Source organism: Arcobacter lacus (assembly GCF_003063295.1).
GTDB classification, from domain to species: domain Bacteria; phylum Campylobacterota; class Campylobacteria; order Campylobacterales; family Arcobacteraceae; genus Aliarcobacter; species Aliarcobacter lacus.
The window spans coordinates 14,104-40,371 of sequence record NZ_MUXF01000005.1 but is presented as its reverse complement, the minus strand read 5'-3'; the positions used below and the strand labels follow the sequence as shown (position 1 = coordinate 40,371).

The window sequence follows — 26,268 nt, the reverse complement described above, 5'->3', positions numbered from 1 at the left end:
GTTTTAATAATTAATAAATAATTAATAAATAATAAATAAATTTCTGAATTTAATTAACAAATTTTAAACTATTATTACTTTATTTCTTCCAGCAGCTTTTGCATCATAAACAGCTTCATCTGCTCTTTTTATAGTTTTAAGAATATCTTCATTCTCTTCATATATTGTTCCTCCAATAGAACAAGTTTTTTTACCAATTTTTGGAAAATTATATTGTTCAATTGCTTTTCTTAGATTTTCAAGTATTTTAGGAAGAGCATTTTCTGAATTTAATTGTAAAATTAAAATAAATTCTTCTCCTCCCCAACGAATAAGAATATCATTTTTTCTAGATGAGTTATTTATTACTTCTACGAATTGAACTAAAACTTCATCTCCAACATCATGACCATAAGTATCATTTACTAATTTAAAATGATCAATATCTAACATTGCAACAGCAAGTTTAGAATGATTTGTATTATAGTCATGAATTAATCTTTTGTAGTTTTTATCAAAAAATTCTCTATTGTAAGCATTTGTTAGTTTATCTCTGATGATTTTTTCTTCCAATGATATATTTTTCAAAATAGTTTGAGAAATATCAGTAAAACTAACTATCATTGTTTCATCATCAAAACTATTTACTGAAACAGAAAATGCATGTTCTTTAAAATCTTGACCAATCATTGAAACAATTCTTTTTGATTCTTCAACAGTTTTAATCTCTTTTAACCAACTATTATCTTTTTTATAAAAGAATTTATCTTTTTCTAAAAAGAATTCACATATACATTTATGATATTTTCTAAAATTTTCAAGGTTTTCAAAACCTAAAAAATCAAAAAACTTTTGATTTGCAAATTTTATATATTCGCCATCAGTTAGTATTACTATATTTTGTTGAGATTCAATTAGTCTTTCAAGATTTTTATAAGACTCTTCTAATTTCTTTTGTACGATTCTTTCATTTGTAACATCTCTTGCTGAAAAGTATATAAATTCTTGTCCATCAAGTTTTATTTTTACAAGACTTATAGCTGCATCATAAAATGAACCATCTTTTCTTTTATGAACTCTTTCTAAAAAAGTTGTATCATATTTTATAGTAGAAACAATCTCTTGATATTGTTCAATTGTTTTTAAATCTCTATCTAAATCTAAAACAGTAAGATTTTCCATCTCTTCATTTGAATAACCTAGATATTTTTGTGCTTGTTTACTATATTCTAAAAGTTTACCAGTATTTATATCAATTACAAAAATAGCATCTGAAGATAAGTTGATAAATGTTTCAAATTTTATTTTTTCTTTTAAAATTTCATTTTTTAATTCTTGTTCTTTTGTAATATCTTTTATTATTGAAAAAAGAATAGTTCCATCTTCTGTTTCTATAGGTGAAGAGTGAACTTCAACCATTTTAATACTTCCACTTTTTAATCTATGAAAAAATATAAAAGAATTTTTTATATGACTTTTTGCTTCTAGTTGTTTTTCTTCTATATTTTGATGAGCTAAAATATTTATTTTAGAGATATCCATTCCTTTTAATTCATCGATAGAATAACCATAAAACCTAACTGCACTTTCATTTGCATCAATTATTTTTTGATTATTAGGATTTATTAAAAGCATTACTGAAGAGTGAGTTTTAAACATATTTTCAAATCTATTTTTTACGATTTCCATCTCTTCAATTAATATTTTTTCTTTAGTTATATCAATATGAGTTCCCATCATTATTATAGGTTCATTTTTTTCATTCCAAGATATTACTTTTCCTCTAGCTTCTATCCAAATCCAAGAACCATTTTTATGCTTCATTCTCATTTCACAGTCATAATAATCAAGTTCTTTATTGAAGTGTTTTCGTAAAAGCTGTTTACTTTTTTCTAAATCATCTGGTTGTACAAATCTCATCCAAGTATTTATAGTTGTAGGCGAAATCTCATCTAAAGTATAACCAATCATTTTTGCCCATTTTTCATTTAATATTACTTCATTTGTTTGGACATTCCATTCCCATGTACCTGCATTTGTTCCTGTTATAATATTCGCTAATCTATTTCTCTCTTTTCTTAGAGATTCTTCTTTTTCTTTTAAGTTAGTTTGATCAAATATATAACCTACTATTCTAACAACATTATTTTCACTATCTCTTATTAAATTTGTATAGTCGTAAAAATATTTGTATGTGCCATCTTTTAATCGAATTCTGTAAGATTGTTCGTAAGTAGTTATTCCATTCTCTATGAAACCATAAACTTCATTTTGAACTCTATTTATGTCATCAGGATGTATTAAATCTATATAATTAAAGTTAGGTGATAAAATTTCTGCTCTTTTATACCCCAAAATATTTTCACAATTGTGTGAAATGTATTTCATTGGCCAATTATTTTCAAATAACCATTCGATGGTTATAACTGGACCAGATGAAAATAAATCTCTATTCTTTTTCAATTCATTAATTGCAATTTGCTCTTTTTCATAACTTCTTTTAAGAAGTAAAAATATAAAAATAGAAATTACAATAAATAATATTAGTAAAATTGTAACTATTGTTAAATTCTTTTTCCATTGAGCTAAATACTCTTGTTCTGATAGAGCAACTTGTACATAAAATGGATATTTATCCATTAAAACAAAACTTCCAACTCTTTTTTCATTATCTGTTGAAGCTACATATTCAAGACTTCCAGCTTTTTCACCAGCTTTTATTCTTAATGATATAGGATTATCTAAAGGTAAAGGTTTATTTATATCGGTTTCATCATGCATAGGATATCTTGCTATTAATTCCGTATTTTCAGAATTTCGTAATAAAGCAACACCACCTTTATTTGTGTTTATTGAAGATAGAGTATTATTTATTGTATCTATATCTATAAGAGCAGTAAGAACACCTATTAACTCTTTATTTTCATCTCTTATAGCAAGAGCCTGAGAGAGTGAATTTTTGCCTGTTGTACGAGAAATTATAACATTAGAAAAACTCTTTTTTAAATCTTTATTATCTACAAAAATTTGAAAATGAGCTCTATCAGATATATTTATATTATAATTTAAAGGGTTAGAAGAGTAGATAATATTTCCATTTTTATCAACAAAATTCATAACACTAATATCTTTGAAATTTTTTACTAAAGAGTTAAACTTTTGAGAAACTATTTGTCTTTTAACTTTTTCATTTCCATCTAAAAATAGTTTATTTTCTTTTGGGAGTGTAAGTATAATATCTTGGGCAAAATTTAATATATTATCCATTTGCTCAAAGTCATTTTCAAGTTTTTTTGTAAGTAGTATTGTAAGATTATTTGTTTTTACTATTGCGTTTTCAACAGATCTTTTGTATTCAATGTATCCTTGCAATAAAATAATAGTTAAAATAATAAATATTGAAAGTATAAACCAGTTATATGTAAAATTTTTTGTATTAATCTCTTTTTTCAACTTATAAATTCCTAATTTCAAGTATGATTTGAAAATATCGCATATTACGGATATTTTTTGTTAAAAAGCCAAAGATTATATCTTAATAATTATTTATTATAGATTTAAGATAATTTAAGCTTTTATAATTATAATAATTGCTATTAAAATAGGAAATAACTAAAAATGACAGATTATTATAAAGAAATTCTTCAATATATTAAAAAAAATATTTTTGATAAAGATTTAGCTCATGATGTGACTCAAGAAACTTTTGCCCGAGCAATAAAAAATGCTGATTCAAATGAGATAGAAAATGAAAGAGCTTTATTGTATAGAATTGCTAAAAATGTAATGTTTGATTTATACAAGGAAAAAAATAAGATTGATAGAATAAGTTTTAATGAAGAAGAATATATAGATAATAGTAATGCAACTGAAGAAATAATAATAAAAGATGAAGAGACAACTTTATTAATGAAAAGTTTAGATAATTTACCTAAAAAAAGAAGACAAGCATTTACTTTACATATAGTTGATGGATATACTAGAGAAGAAGTAGCAGATATTATGGGAATATCTTTAAATGCTGTTGAACAGCACATAAGTAGAGCAAGCAATCAAATAAAAGAAAATTTGATTAAAGAAGATAAAAATGTTAGATAAAAATTGTATTTTAAAAGAAGCACAAAATTGGTTAAGCTGTGCTCAAGAAGGGAAAAATATTTATTTAAATGAAGAGTTTTTGTCTTGGATAAAAAATGAAGAACATAAAAAAATATTTGAAGAAGAAAAATTATTTAGACAAATGTTTTTAAATCTTCCAAAAGAAGATAAAGAAAAACTATCAAATCAAGTAAAAGAAGAGTTAAAAAGAGAAAGATTTTTAAATAAAATTAAAATAATAACTCCATTTGCAGCCTGTTTTATGATAGTTATATTTGTTTATATTTTTCATTTTAAAGATAAATATACTCAAAATATATGTAGCCAAAATAAAATAATACAAAATATTTTGATGCCAGATAATTCAAAAATAACTCTAGATGCAAAAACAAATATAAAAGTTACATATTCTAATAATAAACGAGAAGTTTTTTTAGAAAAAGGAAAAGTTTTGTTTGAAATAAGTTCAAATAAACAAAAACCATTTTTTGTAAAAAGTAATGACATTGTAGTAAAAGTTGTAGGAACAAAATTTGAAGTAAATAAAAAACAAGATAGAGTAAATATTTCTGTATTAGAGGGTATTGTGGATATAAATCATAATGATTTGAAAGTAACACAGTTAAAAAAAGGTGATACTTTAGAGATAACAAATGATGGAAAAATTGAAAAGATGGGCAAAGCTTCTATTGAGAAAATGGCTTCTTGGGAAAATGAAAAATTGATTTTTCATCAAACACCTTTGTTTGAAGTAATAAATGAATTTTCAAAATATACTAATAAAAATATAGAAATAAATCTTAAAAAAATAGATAGATATTTGATAACTGGAGAGTTTAATATATATGAATTTGATAAATTTGTAAAATTATTACCTTATATTTATCCCATAAAAGTTGAACAAATAGAACAAAATAGGGTAATTTTAAAAAATTAAACCAAATAATTAAATTTATTAAAAAATTTTGTCAGTTATTTTAGTTTTTGAAGACTTCCTTTATAGAGATTAATTCTCATAATTAATAACTACATAAGGATGAAAATATGAAATTTTCTAAAAAAATTGCAATTTCTACTTCTTTATCTCTATTATTAAGTTCTTCGCTTTTTGCAACAGAGTTTAATATAGAAAATGGAACACTTGAAAATGCTATAAAATCTATCTCAAAAACATCAAATATGACATATATGGTTGATGCTCGAATTTTAGATGGGAAAAAAGTTCCTAAAATAGAAAATATTGAAGGTGTTGAAAATGCTTTAAAAGAGGTATTAAAAGGTACAAATCTTGAAGCAGTAATCAAAGATAATACAATTGTTATCAAGAAAATTGAAGGAAAAGGTACTATATTAGATGCTATTTCAGTCAATGAAGGTTATTTAGGTAGCACAAATTCTTATACAGTAAAAGAAACAAGTAGTGCAACAAAACTTGATTTATCTCTAAAAGAAACGCCACAATCTATTTCGATAATTACACAAAAACAAATCGAGGACCAAAATTTAAAAGATATAAATGATATTTTACTTCAAACACCAGGTGTAACAACAATTCAATATGGACAAACAGGAGCAGGATATACTTCATATTATTCAAGAGGATTTAAAGTAAGCAATTATCAAAGAGATGGTATTCCCACTACAGGATTTGGTGATTTTGTAGGTTTAGAAGATTCAGCTATTTATGAAAAAGTAGAAGTAATAAGAGGCTCTACAGGACTTACAAATGGAACTGGAAATCCAAGTGCAAGTATAAATTATGTAAGAAAAAAACCAACAAGAGATTTTCAGGGAGATGCAAAAATATCTTATGGAAGTTGGGATACATATAAAGGACAGTTAGATGTTTCTGGTGGATTAAATGAAGATGATAGTATAAGAGGAAGATTTGTAGCTACTTATAGTGATGGAGAAAATCAACAAGATAGATATAATAAAGAAAATAGCTTAATTTATGGTGCATTAGATTTTGATTTATCTGATAATACTCTTTTAACAACCGCTTTAACTTATCAAAAAACAAATATTGATAATGCAACACCACATGGATTTCCTTTTATAACAACGGATGGTAAAAAACAAACAACATTTGATAGATATGATAATCCTGCTGCAGATTATACATATAGTGATACTGAGAAATTAAATTTATCGGCAGGCTTAGAACATTATTTTAATGATGATTGGAAATCGGTGGTAAATTATTCATATACAAAAGCTAAAAATGATAGAGTTTATGGAGTTGCTGGTTCAGGTGGAATTTGGTATAACACTGGTTTAATGAGGGTAACTTCTGGAAGATTTGAAAGCACACCAGAAACTCATGCTATAGATTTATATACAACAGGTAATATCAAAGCATTTGAAAAGGAACATAAATTATCTTTTGGTGTAAATGGTTATCAAACAAAGTCTGATGACCCCTCTTATAAAAGAGTATTTGATAATGTATCAATTAGTGGTTGGAATGGACATGTAAATAATCCATCTCCAATAGTAAAAAATGGAAAAACGGTTGTAGATATAAAAGAAATTGGAGCTTTTGCTGCTTTAAATTTAGAATTATCTGATCCTTTACATCTTATAGTTGGAAGTAGAATAACTAACTTTGAAAGAATAAATAATAAAGGAACTTCGACAGAGCAAGAACAAAAATATAATGCTGAAGTTATCCCTTATTTAGGTTTAGTTTATGATATAAATGAAAATTTTGCTACTTATGCAAGTTACACATCTATATTTAATCCAACATCTACAAATAAAGATATAAGTGGTAATTACCTTGATCCAGAAGAGGGAAATACTGTTGAATTTGGATTAAAATCGGAGTTTTATGATGGAAAGCTAAATAGCAGTATTGCTTACTTTATAACAAAACAAGATAATTTAGCTGTTACTGATGGTTCAAATTTAACACCAGAAGGTTCTCAAGCTTATAAAAGTGTTGATGGAGCAAAAATTAAAGGTTGGGATTTAACTATTGGTGGAGAAATTTTACCAAATTGGGATATTACAGGTGGGTATACTTATACAAACGCTAAAGATCAGGATAATAATCCTTTAAATACAGATATTCCAAAACATACATTTAAAATATTTAACACTTATCAAATAAATAAATTAACTTTAGGTGCAGGAGTAAATTGGCAAAGTAAAATTTATAATTCTTCTTCAACAGGTTTAGCAAAAGATTTAAGTACTCAAAAAGCTTATGCAGTAGTTAATGCTATGGCAAAATATGATATTAAAAAAGATTTTAGTGTTACTTTAAATGCTAATAATATTTTTGATGAAGAATACGTACTTAATACTTCAAATGGAGCATGGGGTGCTGAAAGAAATTATACTTTATCTTTAAACTATAAATTCTAAAAAATAAAATAAAAAAGGATTTTTTAATCCTTTTTTATAGGAAAGAAAATGATAAAACAATTAACAAAACAAGAAGAAAAAAAACTATTTAATCAAAGACTTCAAAGAGTGCATATTGCACTTGGAATTAGTTTTTCTTTTATTATGTATATTGCACTATTTTTTGGAATATTTGCAATAATGCTTCCATATATACAAAATTGGGAAAACTCTTCAAAACATATAAAAATTACTGATATTTCAACTATTGATTATACAAAAATGGTAGATAGAGTTTTAAATGACTCTGATTTTCCAAAAGCTAAACCAATAACTATAACTCTTCCAGGATATATGAAAGATCCAACTTTAAAAATATCAACACAGTTTGTTGCACCAAAAGTTTTTGATCCAAATACTTCTTTAGAGATAAAAGAAGAAACAAAAGTTTTTGAACTTGCAAAATTTTTAAATTATATGCATTATGGAAAACCATTTGGAGAATTTGGTTGGTATGTTTTTGGATTTATGGCTGTTGCCTGTATTGTTCTAATGATAGGAGGACTTTATCAAATCCTAATTTTAAAATATAAAAATAGTACAACAAGTCAAACAGGAACATTTTCAAAATGGCATAGGAAAATTTTACTTTGGACAGTGTTACCATTTTTTATTATCACAATAACAGGGGCTTTTTTTAATCTTGGTAAAAAATTTGCTCCAGCAATGGCTTATGTAGTTACAAAAGGTGAAATTTATGAACCTTATAAATTGATTGGACCAGTTTATAATATACCTGAACCAAGAAAAAAGAAACAAAATGATAGTGTACAAATGCTTTCTATGAATGAATTACTTAAAATTGCTCAAAATATAGCCCCAAATATTGATTTTCATAGAATAAAACTTACTAATTGGGGTGATTCAGCTGCTATGGCAAAGCTTGAGGGATATAATCCTTATATGCCATTTTTAAATGGTTATTCAAATAAGCCAAATGTAATTTTAAGTGGAGTTGATGGTAGTTTAATATATGAACAAAAAGTTTTAGAAAAAAATTGGGGTTCAATATTTTATGACAGTATGGTATATATTCATCTTCTTTTTATTGCAGATGATTTTACAAGACTTTTTATAGCATTTCTTATGATAGTAACACTTTTGGCTATAGGTTTTGGAAATTTACTGTATTTAGAAAAAAGAGCTAGAAAATTTCCTTTAAATATTCCTGCTTATCAAGGTTTAGGGAAACTCTCACTTGCTGTTATGATTGGAGCAATTCCTGCAACTGGATTATTATTCTTTTTACAATGGTTACTTCCTTTTGATATGGAAAATAGAAGTTTGATTCAACAAGGATTTTTTGCAACTCTTTGGGTATCAACATTTACCTATTCATTTTATAAATTAAACTCTTATCAAACTGCTAAAGAGTTTTTATATCTTGGTGGAATTTTATTCGCTTTAAGTCCAATAAGCCACTTTATAAATAGTGGATTTAGTTTAGTTAAACTTTGGAAAGAAGAGCTTTATACTGTTTTTGCAGTTGATGTTGGTTTATTTATTTTTGGATTAATTTTATTAGTAATAGCTTATAAACTACCAACACAAAGAGAAAAAATTCAAAAATTTTGGACGTCAAGAGGTGTTAAATGAAAGAGTTAATTCAAAAATTAAAAACACCAGAAATTAGTGGAAAAAAAATAGGTTTATTTAGAACAATTTGCTCAATATTTGGTGGACTATTTATCTCTTATTCGGTGATGGCAATTTTTACTATGATAATACCTTTAAGATTAAATGATTTAGCACTATTTTCTATAATAATGAGTGCATTATTGTGGGCATTTCTTTCTTTATGGATTAGTTTGAGTTCTAGTAGATATATAGCACTTTTGAGAAGTGTTATTCCAAGTATAATTTTTGCAATAGCATTAATAATACTTTATAACTTTTAAAAGGAAAAAGATGAAAAAAATATTTATTTTTATATTTTTGAGTATCAATTTATTTGCTCATAGTTTAGTAATGAATTTATATGATAACAAAGATAATACTATAACAGTAGTAGGTGAGTTTAGCACAGGAGAAGATGCAGCCGGTGCATTAATAAAAATTGAGTCATTAGTTTCAGAAGAAATACTTTTTAAAGAGAGACTACCACAATCGAGTGAATTAGTTATTGCTATTCCAAAAGAGCCTTATCAAGTAGTACTCGATGGAGGACCAGGACATACAATAATAAAAGAAGGTATTGCTCCATTAGAAGGATTTAATGAAGAGTTAAAAGCAAAAATTGATACAAAAAAACTTTCAAAATCACAAGAAATTATAGGTGAATGGAATATCATATCAATACTATTTTTTATAATGTGTTTAATATTGTTTGCAATGGCAATTTATTTTAGTAATAAAAATACAAACAAAATCTTACAACAATTAAAAGAGAATTAAAACTCTCTTTTAAGTTTTAAAAATTCGTTTAACCATATTTTAAGCAATTATAAGGACTTAAGTTTTTTTTGGATAAAATCCGCGAAAATTTTATATAAAAGAAGAAAAATGAGAGACATTAGAAATATAGCCGTAATCGCACACGTTGACCACGGTAAAACAACATTAGTTGATGAATTATTAAAACAATCGGGTACTTTTTCATCTCACCAAAATGTAGAAGAAAGAGTAATGGATAGTAATGCTATCGAAAAAGAAAGAGGGATTACAATTCTTTCAAAAAATACAGCAGTTGATTATGAAGGTGTAAGAATTAACATCATTGACACTCCAGGACACGCCGATTTTGGTGGAGAAGTTGAGAGGGTTTTAAAAATGGTTGATTCAGTTTTACTTCTTGTTGATGCACAAGAAGGAGTAATGCCACAAACAAAATTCGTTGTTAAAAAAGCACTATCTTTAGGACATAGACCAATCGTTGTTGTAAATAAAATTGATAAACCAGCAGCAGAGCCTGATAGAGTTGTTGATGAGGTATTTGACCTTTTTGCTCAAATGGATGCAACAGAAGAACAATTAGAATTCCCAGTTATTTATGCAGCTGCAAGAGATGGATATGCAAGATTTGATGCAAATGATGGGAATATGGATTTAAAACCACTATTTGAAACAATTTTAAAAGAAGTTCCAAAACCAATTGGTGCTGATGAAAATGGTTTACAACTTCAAGTATTTACACTTGATTATGATAATTTCATTGGGAAAATTGGTATTGCTAGAATTTTTAATGGAACAATTTCTCAAGGTGAAACAGTTTTACTTTGTAAAGCAGATGGTGAAAAAGTAAAAGGAAGAGTATCTAAACTTATTGGATTTAAAGGTTTAGAAAGAGTTGAAATTAAAACAGCAGGAGCAGGAGATATCGTTGCAGTTGCTGGATTTGAAACAATTGATGTTGGTGATTCATTATGTGATCCAACAAATCCTATGCCACTTGACCCAATGCACATCGAAGAACCAACACTTTCTGTTACTTTTGCTGTAAATGATTCTCCACTTGCAGGAACTGAAGGTAAATTTGTAACTTCAAATAAAATTGATGAAAGATTAAAAGCTGAAATGAACACTAATATTGCGATGAATTATGAGCAAATTGGTGAAGGTAAATTTAAAGTAAACGGAAGAGGTGAGCTTCAAATTACTATTTTAGCTGAGAATATGAGAAGAGAAGGTTTTGAGTTTTGTATAGGAAGACCTGAAGTTATCATTAGAGAAGAAAATGGTGTAAAAATGGAACCATTTGAGCACTTAGTTATTGATACTCCAGATGAATTTTCAGGTGCTATTATTGAAAAACTTGGAAAAAGAAAAGCTAATATGACAAATATGGTACCAATGGGGCAAGGATATACAAGATTAGAGTTTGAAATTCCTGCAAGAGGATTAATTGGTATTAGAACAGAATTTTTAACAGAAACAAAAGGTGAGGGTGTTATGAATCACTCATTCTTAGAGTTTAGACCATATTCTGGAACAGTTGAATCAAGAAAATATGGAGCTTTAGTTTCTATGGAAAATGGTGAAGCACTTGCATACTCAATCTTTAACTTACAAGATAGGGGAGTAATGTTCGTAAAACCTCAAGATAAAGTATATATCGGAATGGTAATTGGACAACATGCAAAAGATAATGATTTAGATGTAAATCCTATAAAAGGGAAACAACAATCAAACGTAAGATCTAGTGGTGCAGATGAAGCAATTAAATTAATTCCACCAAGACTTATGTCTTTAGAAAATGCTTTAGAGTGGATTGAAGATGATGAACTAGTTGAAGTTACACCTCTTTCTGTAAGAGTTAGAAAAAGAGAACTTGATCCAACAGTAAGAAAAAGAACAGCAAAAAAAGAAAAGAATGCTTAATTCTTCTCTTTTAAGCAAAATTTTTACAAAAGTAAAATGTTGAAAAAGAAAGAAAAAGATTATTAATACAAAAAATTATCATTTTTGTTTAGAAAGGTAAGGAGATTTATATCTTCTTACCTTTTTTTATGTCTATCTCCTACTAAGTTGTATATTTAGTGTACAATAAAGTGTAAATATTTTTTACAAATCGCACTAAAATTTATACTATGTAGGAGGTGTGGGATGCTAGAAATAGAAAATGCAAAAAAAGAACTATTTTGGAAAATATTTTTTAAACAAAATAGATTACTAATAGACGAGTTCCAAAAATATATGGATAAGTTTGCTGTAAATTTCAATCTTTATAAAGATGGAAATTTTATAGAGAGGTCTCTTCCTTTTGATGTTATTCCTCGAATTATTGACTCAAAAGAGTTTGATAAAATAGACAAAGGTTTATCTCAAAGAATAAAAGCTTTAAATCTTTTTTTAGAAGATTTATATACTGAAAAAAAAATTATCAAAGACAAAGTAATTCCAGAAGAGTTTATTTTTCAAGCCAAAGGTTATTTGAAAGAACTTAATGGATTCTCTCCCAATAAAAAAATCAGAACACACATAAATGGTATAGATTTAGTAAAAGATACAATTACAAATGATTGGGTTATCTTAGAAGATAATTTAAGAGTTCCAAGTGGTGCTAGTTATCCTTTATCTATTAGAGATACATATAGAAAAATTTATTCAGATTTTTTTGAAGAATTAAAAATAAAACCAATAAAAGGGTACCCTCAAATTCTAGAAAATGCTATGAATTATGTAAGTTGTGGAGGAATAAATGTAGTTTTAACTCCAGGAAGATTTAATTCAGCATATTATGAACACGCTTATTTGGCAAAAAAAATAGGTGCCCAACTTGTAAGAAATGATGAATTAATTGTAAAAAATAAAGTTTTATACTTTAAAAACTATGATGGAAATTTAGTAAAAGTAGGAGCTGTTTATAGAAGATTGGATGATGAGTTTTTAGATCCAAAATTTTTCAATTCTGAGAGTTTAATTGGTGTATCTGGCATCATGGAGGCATATTTAGCTGGAAATGTAGCAATTATGAATGCTCCTGGAAATGGAGTTGCTGATGATAAAGGAATCTATTATTTTGTTCCAAAAATGATTAAATATTATTTGGGAGAAGAACCTATTTTAAATAATGCTCCAACATATTTACCATATTTTGAAAAAGATAAAAAATATATTTTTGAAAATATTCATAAACTTGTTATTAAAGATGTTGCAGAAGCTGGTGGTTATGGAGTAATGTTTGGACATACAATGACAGATATTCAAATAAATGATTTAAAAACAATCATAGCTTCAAATCCAAGAAGATTTATTGCACAAGAGTTAATAGAGTTCTATGATGAAGAGTGTTATATCAATGATGAAATAGTTGCAAGAAAAGCAGATTTTAGAGCTTATGTTGTGATGGCTGATGAACCAAAAGTTTGGCAATGTGGCTTAACAAGATATGCAATGGAAGCTGGAAATTATTTGGTAAATTCATCTCAAGGTGGTGGATTTAAAGATACTTGGGTAATGGAGGCTTAATATGGAACAATTGCTTACAACAAATGTTGCAAATAATCTTTATTGGTTTGGAAGATATTTAGAAAGAGTTGAAGCTACTTTGATAGAGACAATTTTTCATTTTGATAAAATAATAGATATAGATAAAAATTCTGGAAAAGATTTTTATAAAAAATTGGGAATTGACATAGAATATGAAGATGCAAAAGATTTTTTAAAAGTTTCTATTTTTGGAGAACACGATGCAAATATCTATAAATTGATATCTTATGCAAAAGAAAATGCAATTATAAGTCGTTCAAATATTGATACAGAAGCCTTTGGTTCTGTTATTGAACTAGCAGAATTATTAAAACATTCAAGTCATACAAAGTTTAGTATTGATTGTAGATTTATCGAATATATCTTATCTTTAATTAGCCAAATTTGGGGAGAACTTACAAGAAGAGAAAAAAGAGATACTAGTGATTATTTTATTAGATTAGGGAAGTTTGTTGAAAAAGTAGATTTTCATCTAAGAGTTGGAAATGATAAAGAATTTTCTTTAGTTGTAATAGAAGAAATAGATAAAATTGCTACTATACTTGCCCCAAATGCAAAGTTTAAAACTTATGATGAAAATGATACTTATGAGGCAATTTTAAATTCAGTTAATTCAAAAATAAATAAAATAATAGTTGGAGAAGAATGATTACAAAAGAAATTTTTAAATCAAATTTACCAGTTGGAGAAAAACTATCTATAAAAAGAAGTAGATTTGAACCAGAAGGTAGTTATAAAAATGGTGAAAAACTTAAAAGAATTTCTATTGTTAGTGGAATTCATGGAGATGAACTAGAAGGGCAGTTTGTTATTTTTCTTTTAGCTCAATGGTTAAATAATAATAGTGATAAATTAAGAGGAATAGTAGATATTTATCCTGCTGTTAATTCCCTTGGAGTTGATACTATTACAAGAGGATTTCCTTTATATGATGTTGATTTAAATAGAACTTTTCCTGGAGATGTAAATGACTTTCTTCCAGGACAAGTTGTATATGCCTTAGCACAAGATGTAAAAGGAAGTGATATAGCTATTGATATTCATTCAAGTAATATTTTTTTAAGAGAAATACCTCAAATTAGAATAAATAAAGAGTTTTCAAAAGATACATTACCTCTTGCAAAAGAACTTAATTGTGATTTTATTTGGATTCATGATGCTGTTACTGTTTTAGAAGCTACTTTTTCTCACACTATGAATTCAATGGGAACAAAAACGCTTGTTGTTGAAATGGGCGTTGGTATGAGACTTACAAAAGAGTATGGTGAACAACTTTTAATAGGAATTTTGAATCTTATGAAAAAAGAAAAAATCATAGAGTGTGATGAAGATTTTGATGTAAGAAAACCATTTAGTTCTGAAGTGGGAGGAGTATTTTATTTAAATGCTCCTAAAAGTGGTTTGTTTGTACCTGCTCTTGATCATTGTGCAATTATTCAAAAAGGTATTAAAATAGGTGATATTGTTGATCCTTTGACTGGAACTGTACTTGCGACATTAACTGCACCAAATAATGGAATATTATTTACATTAAGAGAATATCCTGTTGTTTATGAAGGATCTTTAATAGCTAGAATATTTGGAGTTAATAGTGGAAAAAATTGAAATCCTAAGAATAGAATCATTAAGTAGAGAACCTTTAGTTGTAGAAGGGTATTTATTTAAAGGTACAAATCCAAAAGCACCAAAAATTGCAATAATTGGGGCAATGGGAGGAGATTCAATTCTTCCTTTATATTGTGCTTCAACTTTAGTTGATTTTTTTAATAATAAAGTAAAAAAAGAGAAAATAAAAGGAGATATATTTATCATACCTTCTATAAATCATTATGCTTTAAATATTGGGAAAAGATATTGGCCTTTAGATAATACAGATATAAATATGATGTTTCCAGGATATGAAGAGGGAGAAACAACACAAAGAATTGCAAAAAAAGTTTTTGATGCTCTTAATGGTTATGATTATGGAATTATCTTAGAAAGACGACATGATACAGCAGTTTGTTTACCTTATATAAAATTATATAAAAGTGGATATGAAGATTTGGAAGCAGCTAAAAAATTTGGTTTTAAATTAATTCACCATAGAGTTATGAAATCAATTGATAGTGTTACTTTGCAATATAATTGGCAACTTTGGGGAACAAAAGCTTTTTCTATTATTTGTCCAAGTATTAATCAAGTAGATAAAAAAACTGCAAATCAAATAAATCAAGCAATTATTAGATTTATGGATAAAACAAAGATTTTGAATTATCATATATTTAATGGATATGAATCAACAGTAATGGATAGAAAAATAATAAATGTAGTTAAAGCACCTAAAAGTGGTATATTTATTCCAACAGAAGTACCTGGGAATTATGTATCGAAAAATCAAATAATTGGTGAAGTTGTACACTCTTTAGAAGGCAATGTTATTCATCAATTTTTAGCACCATGTAATGGAATGATTACTTGTTATTACTCAAATTCTTTGATTTTTGAAAATGCAGTTGCGTTTAGAATTGCAAAAATTGGCTAAAATTTTAGTTGATTTTTTCTAATTCCAAAAAAAACTATTGACAATATTTCGAAATTAAAATATAGTTCTACCAATTAAGTAGGTGATAAATATGAAAGTTTCAAAAAAGACAGATTATGCGTTAAGAGCTTTGTTTGCAATAGCAGAAGCTGACAATTTAATTTCTATAAGAGAACTATCGGAATCAGTTGATGTTCCAAGAAGATTTTTAGAAAATATTATGCTTGAAATGAATAGAGCAGGTTGGGTAAAGAGTATTCCTGGTCGTTATGGTGGTTATGTTTTAGCAAAAGGTTCTGATGAAATAACTTTAGGTGAAGTAATAAGATATTTTGAAGGTATGATTGCTATGATATCTTGTGTTTCGGTATCAAATTATGAACCATGTAGCCAAGAAGGAAAGTGTTATTTTAGAAGAGTATTTTTAAATATTAGAAATTTAACAGCACAAATTCTTGATAAAACAACAATAGCTTCTTGTTTAGGACAAGCTCCTGTTACGAAAGAAGATGTTTATAAAGAAGAATTTATCGGTGGATTGGGTATTTAAAGAGTATTTTAAATGCCTTTTTTATTATTAATTGTAAAGTTCTTGACATTTAAATATAATTTGTGATATAAATTCACCAATTAAGTAGGTGATAGATTTTATGATATAAATCACCTTAAAAGAAAGGATAAAAAATGATGTGCGATATGTGTAGATATTCTAAAAATGTAGAATTAATTTAATAAGCAATAAGGTGAGATTTTTTTAAGTCTTTAATTATCATACATTTAGTGTATATTATATTTTAGGAAAAATTTATGAAAAAAATAGTTAAAAAAATATTTGCGATATTAGCAATTATTCCAGTATTAGGTTTTGGAGCTTCAAAAACTGAAGAACTAAGAATTGGGTATCAAAAATCAGACCCAGGATTTATATTATTAAAAGATTCTGGTGCATTAGAAAAAAGATTAAAAACAATTGGTGTTAAAGTAACTTGGATAGAATTTCCTGCTGGTCCTCAATTACTTGAAGGATTGAATGTTGGAAGTGTTGATTTAGGAACAGTTGGAGAAACACCACCTATTTTTGCACAAGCAGTGAATGCAAAAATTAAATATATAGGATATAAATCGGCTTTTCCAAAAGCTGAAGCAATCATAGTTCCAAAAGATTCTCCTATCAAAACGGTTGCTGATTTAAAAGGTAAAAAAGTTGCTTTAAATAAAGGTTCAAATGTTCATTATTTATTAGTAAAAGCTTTAGAAGAAGCTGGTTTAAAATATAGTGATATTCAACCTACATTTTTACCTCCAGCAGATGCAAGAGCAGCTTTTGAAAAAGGAAGTGTTGATGCTTGGGTAATTTGGGATCCATTTTTTGCAGCAGCGGAGTTAAAAATTGGTGCTAAGAATTTAAGAGATGGTGTAAATCTAGTAAATAACTATCAGTTTTATTTAGTGGAAGAGAGTTATATTAAAAACAAAGAGGTTATTGATATAGTTTTTGATGAAATAAAAAAAGTTGATGAATTACTTACAAAAGATCCAATTGGAACAGCAAAAACACTTTCAACTATAAATGGTTTAGATGTAGAAGCATTAGAACTTGCACATAAAAGAGCTGTATTTACAACTCAATATTTGACACCTAAAATCATACAAGATCAACAAGAAATAGCTGATACATTTTATGATTTAAAATTAATTCCAAAAAAACTAGATATAAAAAGTGTTGTTTGGATACCTGAAAATAGTAAATAAGAAAGGTAATAAATGGCTTTAAATATATTTTGGTTTATACCTACTTTTGGAGATAGTCAATATTTAGGTGAAAAAAGTGGTTCAAGAATAATTGATTTTAATTACTCAAAACAAATTGCAGTTGCAGCTGATAATTTGGGATTTGATGGTGTTTTGATTCCAACAGGAAGATTATGTGAAGACCCTTGGGTTGTTGCTTCAAGTTTAATAGGAGCTACACAAAACTTAAAGTTTTTAGTAGCACTTAGACCAGGACTTTTACAACCTTCACTAGCAGCTAGAATGACAGCAACTCTTGATAGATTTTCAAATGGAAGAGTTGCTATTAATTTAGTTGCAGGAGGAGATAAAACGGAACTTGAAGGTGATGGTTTATATCAAAACCCAGAAGAAAGATATGAAGCTGCAGCAGAGTTTGTAGATGTTTGGAGAGATATTTTGAAATCAAGTTATAAAAAAGAACTTGTAAATTTTGATGGAAAGTTTTATAAAACAACAAATGCAAAACTTCTATATCCACCAGTTCAAAAAACAACTCCTCCTTTGTTTTTTGGTGGTTCATCAAATGAAGCAAGAGAATTAGCTGCACAAAAAGTTGATTTATATATAACTTGGGGTGAACGTCCACAAGATGTTAAAGAAAAAATTGAAGATCTTAAAAAAAGGGCTTCAAAATATGGAAGAATACTAAGATTTGGAGTAAGACTTCATGTTATTGTAAGAGAAACTGAAGAAGAAGCTTGGAGTGTAGCTGAAAAATTAATAAGTAAACTTGATGATGAAACAATACAACAACATCATAAAGTTTTAGAAAAAAGAGAATCTATTGGACAGAAAAGAATGACAGCTTTAACAAATGGTGGAAAAGCTAGATCAAGAGAAGAACTTGAAATTAGTCCAAACTTATGGGCAGGAATAGGACTTGCAAGAGAAGGTTGTGCAACTGCACTTGTTGGAAGTCCACAAATTGTAGTTGAAAGAATAACTGAATACGCAGATATGGGAGTTGATACATTTGTATTTTCTGGTTATCCTCATCTTGAAGAAGCATATAAATTTGCAGAATTAGTATTCCCTTTGTTACCTAATAGAGTAAAAAACAAATTATCAGGGATTACAGAAGGTGAAACATTTGGTGGGGTTTTAAACGATGAAACTCATAAATAAAATAAAAGTAAATTTAATTGACCATTTTATTGTTTGGTTAATTCCAGTTTTAGTTTTAGTTGTTTGGCAAATTGTAGTTCAAAGTGGATTAGTTTCTTCAAGAGTTATGCCAGCACCTCTTGATGTGATAAGTGCAGGAGTCACTCTTACAGCAAATGGAGAGTTAATTCATCACTTTTTGGTTAGTTTACAAAGAGCATTATTAGGATTAATTATTGGAGGAAGTATTGGATTTATTTTAGGATTTATTACTGGTTTATCAAAATTGGCAGAAAATTTACTTGATTCAACTATACAAATGATTAGAACAATTCCCTTATTAGCTTTAGTTCCATTAGTTATTCTTTGGTTTGGTATTGGAGAGTTTAGTAAGATTTTTTTATTAGCTTTAGCAGTATTTTTTCCAATTTATTTAAACACTTTTCATGGATTAAGAAGTGTTGATAAGGATTTGATTGAAATGGGAAAAGTGTATGGATTAAGTTCTTATGGATTGTTTAAAAATATTATTTTACCAGGAGCAATGCCATCGATTTTAGTTGGACTTAGAATGTCTTTAGGTTTTATGTGGCTTTATTTAATAGTAGCAGAAACAATAGCTTCAAGTGAAGGAATAGGTTATATGACAATGAATGCAAGAGAATTTTTACAAACTGACATAATGGTTTTAGGAATTTTATTATATGCAGTCTTAGGAAAAATCTCAGATATTCTTGCTTCAGTGTTAGAAAAAAGATATTTAAAATGGCATAAAGGTTATCAAAAATGAGTAATTTAAGTGGAATAGAAATAAAAACAAATAACTTAACGAAAAGTTTTGGTGATAGAGTTGTATTGAGTGATTTTAATTTAAAAGTTGATTCTGGTGAATTTATATCAATTGTAGGAAGAAGTGGTTGTGGAAAAAGTACTTTTTTAAGATTAGTTGGTGGACTTGAAAAATTAAGTTCAGGAAAACTATTTTTAGATGATGATGAAGCCTTAGGAGTAAATCCAAATACAAGAATAATGTTTCAAGATTCAAGATTACTTCCTTGGAAAACTGTAATAGAAAATGTAGCTTTAGGTTTACCAAAAGAATCTTATGATTTAGCACTAGAAGCTTTAAGAGAAGTAGGACTTAGTGCAAGAGCAAATGAGTGGCCAGCAAATCTATCAGGTGGTCAAAAACAAAGAGTTGCATTAGCAAGAGCATTGGTACATAAACCAAAATTATTGCTTCTTGATGAACCTTTAGGGGCACTTGATGCACTAACAAGAATTGAAATGCAAACGCTAATTGAAAAAATTTGGCAAGAGCATAAATTTACAGTTTTACTAGTAACTCACGATGTTAGTGAAGCAGTTATTTTAGGTGATAGAGTTGTTTTAATCGAATGTGGAAAAATCACACTTGATTTAAAAATAAATTTACCAAGACAAAGAGAACGTGGAACTCAAGAGTTTGCTAAATTAGAAGCAAATATATTATCAAGAGTTCTTGGAAATATGTACTATATCTAAAAATAAGGAGGGAAAAGTTGAGTCAGTATAATGGAAAAATTATAGACTTTAGAAGTAGGCCTGCATTGTTGGGTGAATTTTATGGTTCAACACCAGGGACAAAAGGGTATGAAACTGCCAAATGGTTAAATAGAAGAGTTGGTTCAAAAGATGATGAACATTTTACTAAATCTTTTACTTTAGATGGTTACGTAAAAGAAATTAGAGATAGTGGTATAACAAATGCTGTTGTAATTGGTAGGGATACACCAGATTTATCAATCTCAAATGATGTAATCAAAGATATAACAGCTCCATATAAGGAACTTATAGGAATTGCATCAGTTGATCCTCAAACTAAAGGAATAGCTCAAACGTTTGAAGAGATATATAGAGCAACCGAAACTTTAGGTTTAAAAGGAATAAATGTAGAACCAACATTTGGAAAACCAGCAGTTTCTTTTGATGATAAGGATTTTTTGCCAGTATATGATTTATGTCAGAGCTTAAAAATTCCATTATTTATAATGACCGGACCAACAACACCAAATTTGGAACATACAAATCCTGCAGCAATTGGAAGAATTGCAAGAGAATTTCCAAACTTGAAAATAGTAGTTTGTCATGGATGTTATCCTTATGTAAATGAGATGATAGGTGTTGCATTTAGATATGAAAATGTTTTTGTAGTACCTGATATGTACATATTTCAAGCAGGAAGTAAGCTTTTTGTAGAAGCAGCAAATGGTTTTTTTAAAGATCAACTTTTATTTGGGACATCATATCCTTTTAGACCGATGAAACAGACAATTGAAGATTTTATAAAATTAGGTTTTAAAGATGAAATTTTGGACAATTTATTTTATAAAAATGCCAAACGAGTTTTAAGTATTTAATATTCATACATTTAGTGTATATTTTATTATTCAAGGAAAAAATAATGAAAAATTTAGTTAGAAAAATTTTAGTTTTATTAGCAATTATTCCTATTTTAGGATTTTCTGCAAATAAAGAAGATGTTTTAAGAATTGGCTTTCAAAAGTATGGAACTTTGATTTTATTAAAAGCAAGTGGTAATTTAGAAAAAAGATTAGAACCACTTGGTGTAAAAGTAACTTGGAATGAGTTTGCAGCAGGGCCTCAATTACTTGAGGGATTGAATGTTGGAAGTATTGATTTTGGAACAGTTGGTGAAACACCTCCAATTTTTGCACAAGCAGCAAATGCAAAAATCAAATATATAGGATATGAACCTCCAGCTCCAAAAGGTGAAGCTATTATTGTGCCAAAAAATTCAGCTATCAATACAGTCACAGATTTAAAAGGTAAAAAAGTTGTTTTAAATAAAGGCTCAAATGTTCACTATTTATTAGTTAGAGCTTTGGAAAATGCAGGATTAAAATATAGTGATATACAAACAGTATTTCTTGCCCCTGCAGATGCAAGAGCAGCCTTTGAAAAAGGAAGTGTTGATGCTTGGGTAATTTGGGATCCATTTTATGCAGCAGCTCAAACAACTTTAGATGCAAAACTTGTACAAGATGGAACAAATACAGTAAATAATCATCAATTTTATCTAGCAGAAGAGAGTTATGCAGCAAGAAGACCAGATGTTGTTGCAATTATTTTTGATGAATTAAAAAAAGTAAATGATTGGGCAATTTCAAAACCAACTGAAGTAGCAGCAGCTTTATCTCCACTTACGGGATTAGATCTACTTACACTAGAAAAAGCATTAGATAGAGGTGGTTATGGAATAAATTATCTAAATGATGAAGTTATCAAAGAGCAACAAAAAATTGCAGATACATTTTATGATTTAAAATTAATTCCAAAAAAACTAGATATAAAAAGTGTTGTTTGGATTCCTGAAACTAAAAAAGGAAAATAAAAATGGCTTTAGATATATTTTGGTTTATACCAACATTTGGAGATAACAGATACTTAGGTTCAAAAGATCAATCAAGAGTATCTGACTTTGATTATGTAAAACAAGTTGCAGTTGCAGCTGATACTTTGGGATATGATGGAGTTTTAATTCCTACAGGAAGATCTTGTGAAGACCCTTTTGTAGTGGCTTCAAGCTTAATAGGAGTAACTTCAAAATTAAAATTTTTAGTTGCACTTAGACCAGGACTTTTACAACCAGCTTTAGCTGCAAGAATAGCTTCAACATTAGATAGATTTTCAAATGGAAGAGTTGCTTTTAATCTTGTTGCAGGTGGTGATAAAGATGAACTTGAAGGTGATGGATTATTTCAAGATTCAGATGAGAGATATGAAACGGCAGCTGAATTTGTAGATTTATGGAAAGAGATTTTAAGAGCAAGTTATGAAAAAGAGCTTGTGAATTTTGATGGAAAACATTATAAAACAAAAAATGCAAAACTTTTATATCCACCAGTACAAAGACCACATCCACCACTATTTTTTGGTGGAAGTTCACAAAAAGCTCATGAGTTAGCTGCACAAAAAGTTGATTTATATATAACTTGGGGTGAAACTCCAAAAGCAGTTAAAGCAAAAATTGAAGATGTAAAAGAGAAAGCTTTAAAATATGGAAGAAGTATAAAATTTGGAATTAGACTTCATGTAATAGTAAGAGATACAGAAGAAGAAGCCTGGAGTGCTGCTGAAAAATTAATAAGTAAACTTGATGATGAAAAAATCAATGCTTCTCAAAATGCTTTACAAAAACTAGATTCCGAAGGTCAAAGATTGATGACAGCTTTGACTAATGGTGGAAAAGCAAGAACAAGAGAAGAACTTGAAATCAGTCCAAATTTATGGGCTGGAATTGGTTTAGTTCGTGGTGGTTGTGCAACTGCACTTGTAGGAAATCCTGAAATTGTAGCCCAAAGAATACAAGAATATGTAGATTTAGGAATAGATACTTTTGTATTTTCTGGTTATCCACATCTTGAAGAGTCTTTTAGATTTGCCGAACTTGTATTTCCTTTATTGCCAAATAAGACAAAAGAAAAATTATCAGGAGTTGTTCAATCTGGACCATTTGGTGGTGTAACAAGTGAAGATAGAGATAATAATTAGGAATTAAAAAATGAGTTTAAATATATTTTGGTTTATACCAACATCAGAAGATACTAAATATCTTGGAGATAAAAAAAGTTCAAGAGTAGTTGATTTTGATTATTCAAAACAAATAGCAGTTGCAGCTGATAATTTAGGATTTGATGGAGTTTTAATTCCAACTGGAAGAATTTGGGAAGATCCATGGGTTGTTGCTTCTAGTTTAATAGGTGCAACTAAAAATTTAAAGTTTTTAGTTGCACTTAGACCTGGAGTAATGCAACCAGCGTTGGCTGCTAGAATGAGTGCTACTTTTGATAGATTTTCAAATGGAAGAGTGGCTTTAAATTTAGTTGTAGGTGGAGATAAGGATGAATTAGAAGGTGATGGTTTATATCAAAAGCCTAAAGAGAGATATGAAGCTGCATCTGAATTTGTTGATATTTGGAAAGATATTTTGAAAAGTAGTTATGAAAAAGAACTTGTAAATTTTGATGGAAAATATTATAAAACAACAAATGCAAAACTTCTCTATCCTCCAGTTCAAAGACCAACTCCTCCACTTTTTTTTGGTGGTTCATCAGATGAAGCTCATGAATTAGCAGCACAAAAAGTTGATTTATATATAACTTGGGGTGAAAAGTTAGAAGATGTTAAAGAAAAAATTGAAGATCTTAAAAAGAGAGCTTCAAAATATGGAAGAACTTTAAGATTTGGTATTAGATTTCATGTAATCGTTAGGGAAACAGAAGAAGAAGCTTGGGAAGCAGCTGAAAAACTTATAAGTAGGCTTGATGAAGAAACCATAAAATCAGCACATGAAATAATAGGAAAAAAAGACTCAATTGGTCAAAAAAGAATGGCAGATTTAACAAATGGTGGAAAATCAAGAACTAGAGAAGAGTTAGAAATTAGTCCAAATTTATGGGCAGGAGTGGGATTAGCTAGAAGTGGTTGTGCAATAGCTTTAGTAGGAAGTCCAGAAATTGTAGCAACTAGAATACAAGAGTATGCCAATTTAGGAATAGATACTTTTGTATTCTCTGGTTATCCACACTTAGAAGAGGCATATAAGTTTGCAGAACTTGTATTTCCATTGTTACCAAATAGAGTAAAAGAAAAATTATCAAAATTTTAAATATTAAATAAAAATAAAGGAAAAATAGATGAAAAAAGTAAGTAAAGTAGCGTCAATACTATTGTTATTATCAACAAGTTTGTTTGCAGAGTTAAAAGAGATAACAATTAGTAAGCAGTATGGATTGTCATATTTAGCATTAACTGTACTTGAAGAGAAAAAATTGATTGAAAAATATGCAAAAAATGATGGGTTAGGTGATATAAAAGTTAATTGGGTAACTTTTGGAGGAGGATCTGTTGCAAATGATGCTTTATTATCTGGAAATGCACAATTAGTAAGTGGAGGAAATAGTCCATTTATTAGACTTTGGGATAAAACAAATGGAAAAGTAAAAGCTTTAGCTGCACTTAATGAAATTCCTATTTCATTTGTGTCAAATAATCCAAATGTAAAAAGTATTAAAGATTTAACATCAAAAGATAAAATTGCTGTTCCTTCAGTAAAAGTATCAATTCAATCTTCTATTCTTCAAATGGCAGTAGCAAAAGAGTTTGGTATTAAAAACTATGATAAATTTGATAGTTTAACAGTATCTTTAAAACATCCTGATGCTTATTTAGCTGTAACAACTGGAACAACAGAAGTAAATGGGCATATTGGTGCAGAACCTTTTACAACATTGGAATTAGAAAATCCAAAAGTACATGAAGTATTTAACTCTTATGATGTTTTAGGTGGTTCACATACTTCAAATTTAGTTTGGACAAGCGAAGATTTTTATAAAAATAATCCAAAATTATCAAAAGTTATAGTTGAAGCTTTAGATGAGGCAAATAAATTAATAAAAGAGAATCAAGATGAGGTAATAAAATTATATTTAACTTCAACTAAATCAAATGAATCACCTGAGATTATCGCGAAAGTATTAAATAACAAAACAATCTCTTATGGTACTAAACCAAAAGAGAATATAACAGAATTTTCAGATTTTCTTTTTGATATAGGTGCAATAAAACAAAAACCTACAGATTGGAAGGAGTTATTTTTTGACACAGTTAAATAATCAAGGTGAATCTTATTTAGAAATTAAAGATGTAACGATTCAATATGAAGTTAATAAAAAAATAGTAAATGCAGTTGAGAATATAAGTTTTCATACAAAGAAATATGAAAGATTAATCCTTTTAGGACCTTCAGGTTGTGGAAAATCTTCTATTTTAAAAGCTATTGGAGGTTTTTTAAAACCTTCATTAGGAAAGATTAATCAAGATGGAAAAGAGATTTTAAAACCATCAATAAATAGAGCTTTTGTATTTCAAGAGTTTGATCAATTATTGCCTTGGAAAACAGCTTTAGATAATGTTGTTTTTGCAATACGAGAAACAAGAACTATTGAAAAAAAAGAGGCTATTGACATTGCCAAACATTTTTTAAAAAAAGTAAATTTAGAAAAATTTGAAAACAACTATCCTCATCAACTTTCAGGTGGAATGAAGATGAGAGTTGCAATTGCTAGATGTTTAGCAATAGGTGCAGAAGTGATTTTAATGGATGAACCATTTGCTGCTTTAGATGCAATAACAAGAAAAAAAATGCAAGATGATTTACTAAAACTTTGGGAAGATACAAATTTCACCATGCTTTTTGTAACTCATTCAATAGATGAAGCGATAAAACTTGGTTCTAAAATAATAATCTTTGGAACAAATCCTAGTCAAATTTTAAAACAAATAGATGTAAATGAATTTACTTCAAAAGATGAAATTGCAAATATTATGTTCAAAAATCAACCAGAGTATTTTATTTAAGAAGGAGA

General features: G+C 28.0%; 23 protein-coding genes. 22 read left to right on the top strand and 1 reads right to left on the bottom strand.

Annotated features, from left to right (window positions below):
• Positions 1–63: 63 nt before the first annotated feature.
• On the bottom strand, positions 64–3,432 hold the full coding sequence (locus B0175_RS03615) for a PAS domain S-box protein (RefSeq protein WP_108527323.1): 3,369 nt from the start codon (positions 3,430–3,432) through the stop codon (positions 64–66).
• Between the two features lie 165 nt (positions 3,433–3,597).
• On the opposite strand from B0175_RS03615, the gene B0175_RS03610 reads away from it, so the two are divergent.
• From B0175_RS03610 to B0175_RS03505, 22 genes are all read left to right on the top strand, one after another.
• Complete coding sequence (locus B0175_RS03610) at positions 3,598–4,077, top strand: RNA polymerase sigma factor (protein ID WP_108527322.1); 480 nt, start codon at positions 3,598–3,600, stop codon at positions 4,075–4,077.
• Complete coding sequence (locus tag B0175_RS03605; RefSeq protein ID WP_108527321.1) at positions 4,067–5,014, top strand: FecR family protein; 948 nt, start codon at positions 4,067–4,069, stop codon at positions 5,012–5,014. Before B0175_RS03610 ends, B0175_RS03605 begins: the two co-directional genes overlap by 11 nt.
• A gap of 107 nt (positions 5,015–5,121) precedes the next feature.
• On the top strand, positions 5,122–7,449 hold the full coding sequence (locus tag B0175_RS03600) for a TonB-dependent siderophore receptor (protein WP_108527320.1): 2,328 nt from the start codon (positions 5,122–5,124) through the stop codon (positions 7,447–7,449).
• A 48-nt stretch (positions 7,450–7,497) separates the two neighbouring features.
• Positions 7,498–9,084: a PepSY-associated TM helix domain-containing protein gene (locus B0175_RS03595; protein ID WP_108527319.1), complete on the top strand. Its 1,587-nt coding sequence runs from the start codon at positions 7,498–7,500 to the stop codon at positions 9,082–9,084.
• Positions 9,081–9,386: a hypothetical protein gene (locus B0175_RS03590; RefSeq protein ID WP_108527318.1), complete on the top strand. Its 306-nt coding sequence runs from the start codon at positions 9,081–9,083 to the stop codon at positions 9,384–9,386. Before B0175_RS03595 ends, B0175_RS03590 begins: the two co-directional genes overlap by 4 nt.
• A gap of 10 nt (positions 9,387–9,396) precedes the next feature.
• Positions 9,397–9,882 (top strand): hypothetical protein, encoded by a 486-nt coding sequence (locus B0175_RS03585; protein ID WP_108527317.1) that lies wholly within the window; start codon positions 9,397–9,399, stop codon positions 9,880–9,882.
• A gap of 108 nt (positions 9,883–9,990) precedes the next feature.
• Positions 9,991–11,805 carry a translational GTPase TypA gene (typA, locus tag B0175_RS03580; protein ID WP_004510009.1) on the top strand — a complete coding sequence of 605 codons (1,815 nt, stop codon included), beginning with the start codon at positions 9,991–9,993 and terminating at the stop codon, positions 11,803–11,805.
• A gap of 225 nt (positions 11,806–12,030) precedes the next feature.
• On the top strand, positions 12,031–13,395 hold the full coding sequence (locus B0175_RS03575; protein ID WP_108527316.1) for a circularly permuted type 2 ATP-grasp protein: 1,365 nt from the start codon (positions 12,031–12,033) through the stop codon (positions 13,393–13,395).
• A 1-nt stretch (position 13,396) separates the two neighbouring features.
• A complete protein-coding gene (locus B0175_RS03570; RefSeq protein ID WP_108527315.1) occupies positions 13,397–14,065 on the top strand; it encodes an alpha-E domain-containing protein in 669 nt (222 codons plus the stop codon).
• A complete protein-coding gene (locus B0175_RS03565; RefSeq protein ID WP_108527314.1) occupies positions 14,062–15,021 on the top strand; it encodes a M14 family metallopeptidase in 960 nt (319 codons plus the stop codon). The genes B0175_RS03570 and B0175_RS03565 overlap by 4 nt, the downstream gene beginning before the upstream one ends.
• Positions 15,008–15,940 carry a M14 family metallopeptidase gene (locus B0175_RS03560; RefSeq protein ID WP_108527313.1) on the top strand — a complete coding sequence of 311 codons (933 nt, stop codon included), beginning with the start codon at positions 15,008–15,010 and terminating at the stop codon, positions 15,938–15,940. The genes B0175_RS03565 and B0175_RS03560 overlap by 14 nt, the downstream gene beginning before the upstream one ends.
• A gap of 91 nt (positions 15,941–16,031) precedes the next feature.
• Positions 16,032–16,490: an RrF2 family transcriptional regulator gene (locus B0175_RS03555; protein WP_108527312.1), complete on the top strand. Its 459-nt coding sequence runs from the start codon at positions 16,032–16,034 to the stop codon at positions 16,488–16,490.
• A gap of 257 nt (positions 16,491–16,747) precedes the next feature.
• On the top strand, positions 16,748–17,692 hold the full coding sequence (locus B0175_RS03550; protein WP_108527311.1) for a sulfonate ABC transporter substrate-binding protein: 945 nt from the start codon (positions 16,748–16,750) through the stop codon (positions 17,690–17,692).
• A 12-nt stretch (positions 17,693–17,704) separates the two neighbouring features.
• Entirely contained in the window at positions 17,705–18,859 is a 1,155-nt protein-coding gene (ssuD, locus tag B0175_RS03545; protein ID WP_108527310.1) for an FMNH2-dependent alkanesulfonate monooxygenase, read from the top strand.
• Positions 18,843–19,628, top strand: a complete 786-nt coding sequence (locus B0175_RS03540) for an ABC transporter permease subunit (RefSeq protein ID WP_108527309.1) — start codon at positions 18,843–18,845, stop codon at positions 19,626–19,628. Before ssuD (B0175_RS03545) ends, B0175_RS03540 begins: the two co-directional genes overlap by 17 nt.
• Entirely contained in the window at positions 19,625–20,362 is a 738-nt protein-coding gene (locus tag B0175_RS03535; protein WP_108527308.1) for an ATP-binding cassette domain-containing protein, read from the top strand. Before B0175_RS03540 ends, B0175_RS03535 begins: the two co-directional genes overlap by 4 nt.
• Positions 20,363–20,379: 17 nt before the next feature.
• Positions 20,380–21,237 carry an amidohydrolase family protein gene (locus tag B0175_RS03530; protein WP_108527307.1) on the top strand — a complete coding sequence of 286 codons (858 nt, stop codon included), beginning with the start codon at positions 20,380–20,382 and terminating at the stop codon, positions 21,235–21,237.
• 44 nt (positions 21,238–21,281) lie between these two features.
• Positions 21,282–22,232, top strand: coding sequence for a sulfonate ABC transporter substrate-binding protein (locus tag B0175_RS03525; protein ID WP_108527306.1), 951 nt, complete (start codon positions 21,282–21,284; stop codon positions 22,230–22,232).
• A gap of 2 nt (positions 22,233–22,234) precedes the next feature.
• Positions 22,235–23,392 carry an FMNH2-dependent alkanesulfonate monooxygenase gene (ssuD, locus tag B0175_RS03520; RefSeq protein ID WP_108527305.1) on the top strand — a complete coding sequence of 386 codons (1,158 nt, stop codon included), beginning with the start codon at positions 22,235–22,237 and terminating at the stop codon, positions 23,390–23,392.
• A gap of 10 nt (positions 23,393–23,402) precedes the next feature.
• Positions 23,403–24,509, top strand: coding sequence for an FMNH2-dependent alkanesulfonate monooxygenase (gene ssuD / locus B0175_RS03515; RefSeq protein ID WP_108527304.1), 1,107 nt, complete (start codon positions 23,403–23,405; stop codon positions 24,507–24,509).
• Positions 24,510–24,537: 28 nt separating this feature from the next.
• Complete coding sequence (locus B0175_RS03510; protein ID WP_108527303.1) at positions 24,538–25,515, top strand: ABC transporter substrate-binding protein; 978 nt, start codon at positions 24,538–24,540, stop codon at positions 25,513–25,515.
• A complete protein-coding gene (locus tag B0175_RS03505; protein WP_108527302.1) occupies positions 25,499–26,260 on the top strand; it encodes an ABC transporter ATP-binding protein in 762 nt (253 codons plus the stop codon). The genes B0175_RS03510 and B0175_RS03505 overlap by 17 nt, the downstream gene beginning before the upstream one ends.
• Positions 26,261–26,268 lie beyond the last annotated feature (8 nt).

What these genes read in the sequence shown, in the direction of transcription:
- B0175_RS03565 (WP_108527314.1), top strand. Translation starts at nt 14,062, where the DNA reads ATGATTACAAAAGAAATTTTTAAATCAAATTTACCAGTTGGAGAAAAA.
- B0175_RS03570 (WP_108527315.1), top strand. Translation starts at nt 13,397, where the DNA reads ATGGAACAATTGCTTACAACAAATGTTGCAAATAATCTTTATTGGTTT.
- B0175_RS03510 (WP_108527303.1), top strand. Translation starts at nt 24,538, where the DNA reads ATGAAAAAAGTAAGTAAAGTAGCGTCAATACTATTGTTATTATCAACA.
- B0175_RS03585 (WP_108527317.1), top strand. Translation starts at nt 9,397, where the DNA reads ATGAAAAAAATATTTATTTTTATATTTTTGAGTATCAATTTATTTGCT.
- ssuD (WP_108527310.1), top strand. Translation starts at nt 17,705, where the DNA reads ATGGCTTTAAATATATTTTGGTTTATACCTACTTTTGGAGATAGTCAA.
- B0175_RS03610 (WP_108527322.1), top strand. Translation starts at nt 3,598, where the DNA reads ATGACAGATTATTATAAAGAAATTCTTCAATATATTAAAAAAAATATT.
- ssuD (WP_108527305.1), top strand. Translation starts at nt 22,235, where the DNA reads ATGGCTTTAGATATATTTTGGTTTATACCAACATTTGGAGATAACAGA.
- B0175_RS03535 (WP_108527308.1), top strand. Translation starts at nt 19,625, where the DNA reads ATGAGTAATTTAAGTGGAATAGAAATAAAAACAAATAACTTAACGAAA.
- B0175_RS03525 (WP_108527306.1), top strand. Translation starts at nt 21,282, where the DNA reads ATGAAAAATTTAGTTAGAAAAATTTTAGTTTTATTAGCAATTATTCCT.
- B0175_RS03605 (WP_108527321.1), top strand. Translation starts at nt 4,067, where the DNA reads ATGTTAGATAAAAATTGTATTTTAAAAGAAGCACAAAATTGGTTAAGC.
- B0175_RS03600 (WP_108527320.1), top strand. Translation starts at nt 5,122, where the DNA reads ATGAAATTTTCTAAAAAAATTGCAATTTCTACTTCTTTATCTCTATTA.
- typA (WP_004510009.1), top strand. Translation starts at nt 9,991, where the DNA reads ATGAGAGACATTAGAAATATAGCCGTAATCGCACACGTTGACCACGGT.
- B0175_RS03595 (WP_108527319.1), top strand. Translation starts at nt 7,498, where the DNA reads ATGATAAAACAATTAACAAAACAAGAAGAAAAAAAACTATTTAATCAA.
- B0175_RS03555 (WP_108527312.1), top strand. Translation starts at nt 16,032, where the DNA reads ATGAAAGTTTCAAAAAAGACAGATTATGCGTTAAGAGCTTTGTTTGCA.
- B0175_RS03575 (WP_108527316.1), top strand. Translation starts at nt 12,031, where the DNA reads ATGCTAGAAATAGAAAATGCAAAAAAAGAACTATTTTGGAAAATATTT.
- B0175_RS03540 (WP_108527309.1), top strand. Translation starts at nt 18,843, where the DNA reads ATGAAACTCATAAATAAAATAAAAGTAAATTTAATTGACCATTTTATT.
- B0175_RS03590 (WP_108527318.1), top strand. Translation starts at nt 9,081, where the DNA reads ATGAAAGAGTTAATTCAAAAATTAAAAACACCAGAAATTAGTGGAAAA.
- B0175_RS03550 (WP_108527311.1), top strand. Translation starts at nt 16,748, where the DNA reads ATGAAAAAAATAGTTAAAAAAATATTTGCGATATTAGCAATTATTCCA.
- ssuD (WP_108527304.1), top strand. Translation starts at nt 23,403, where the DNA reads ATGAGTTTAAATATATTTTGGTTTATACCAACATCAGAAGATACTAAA.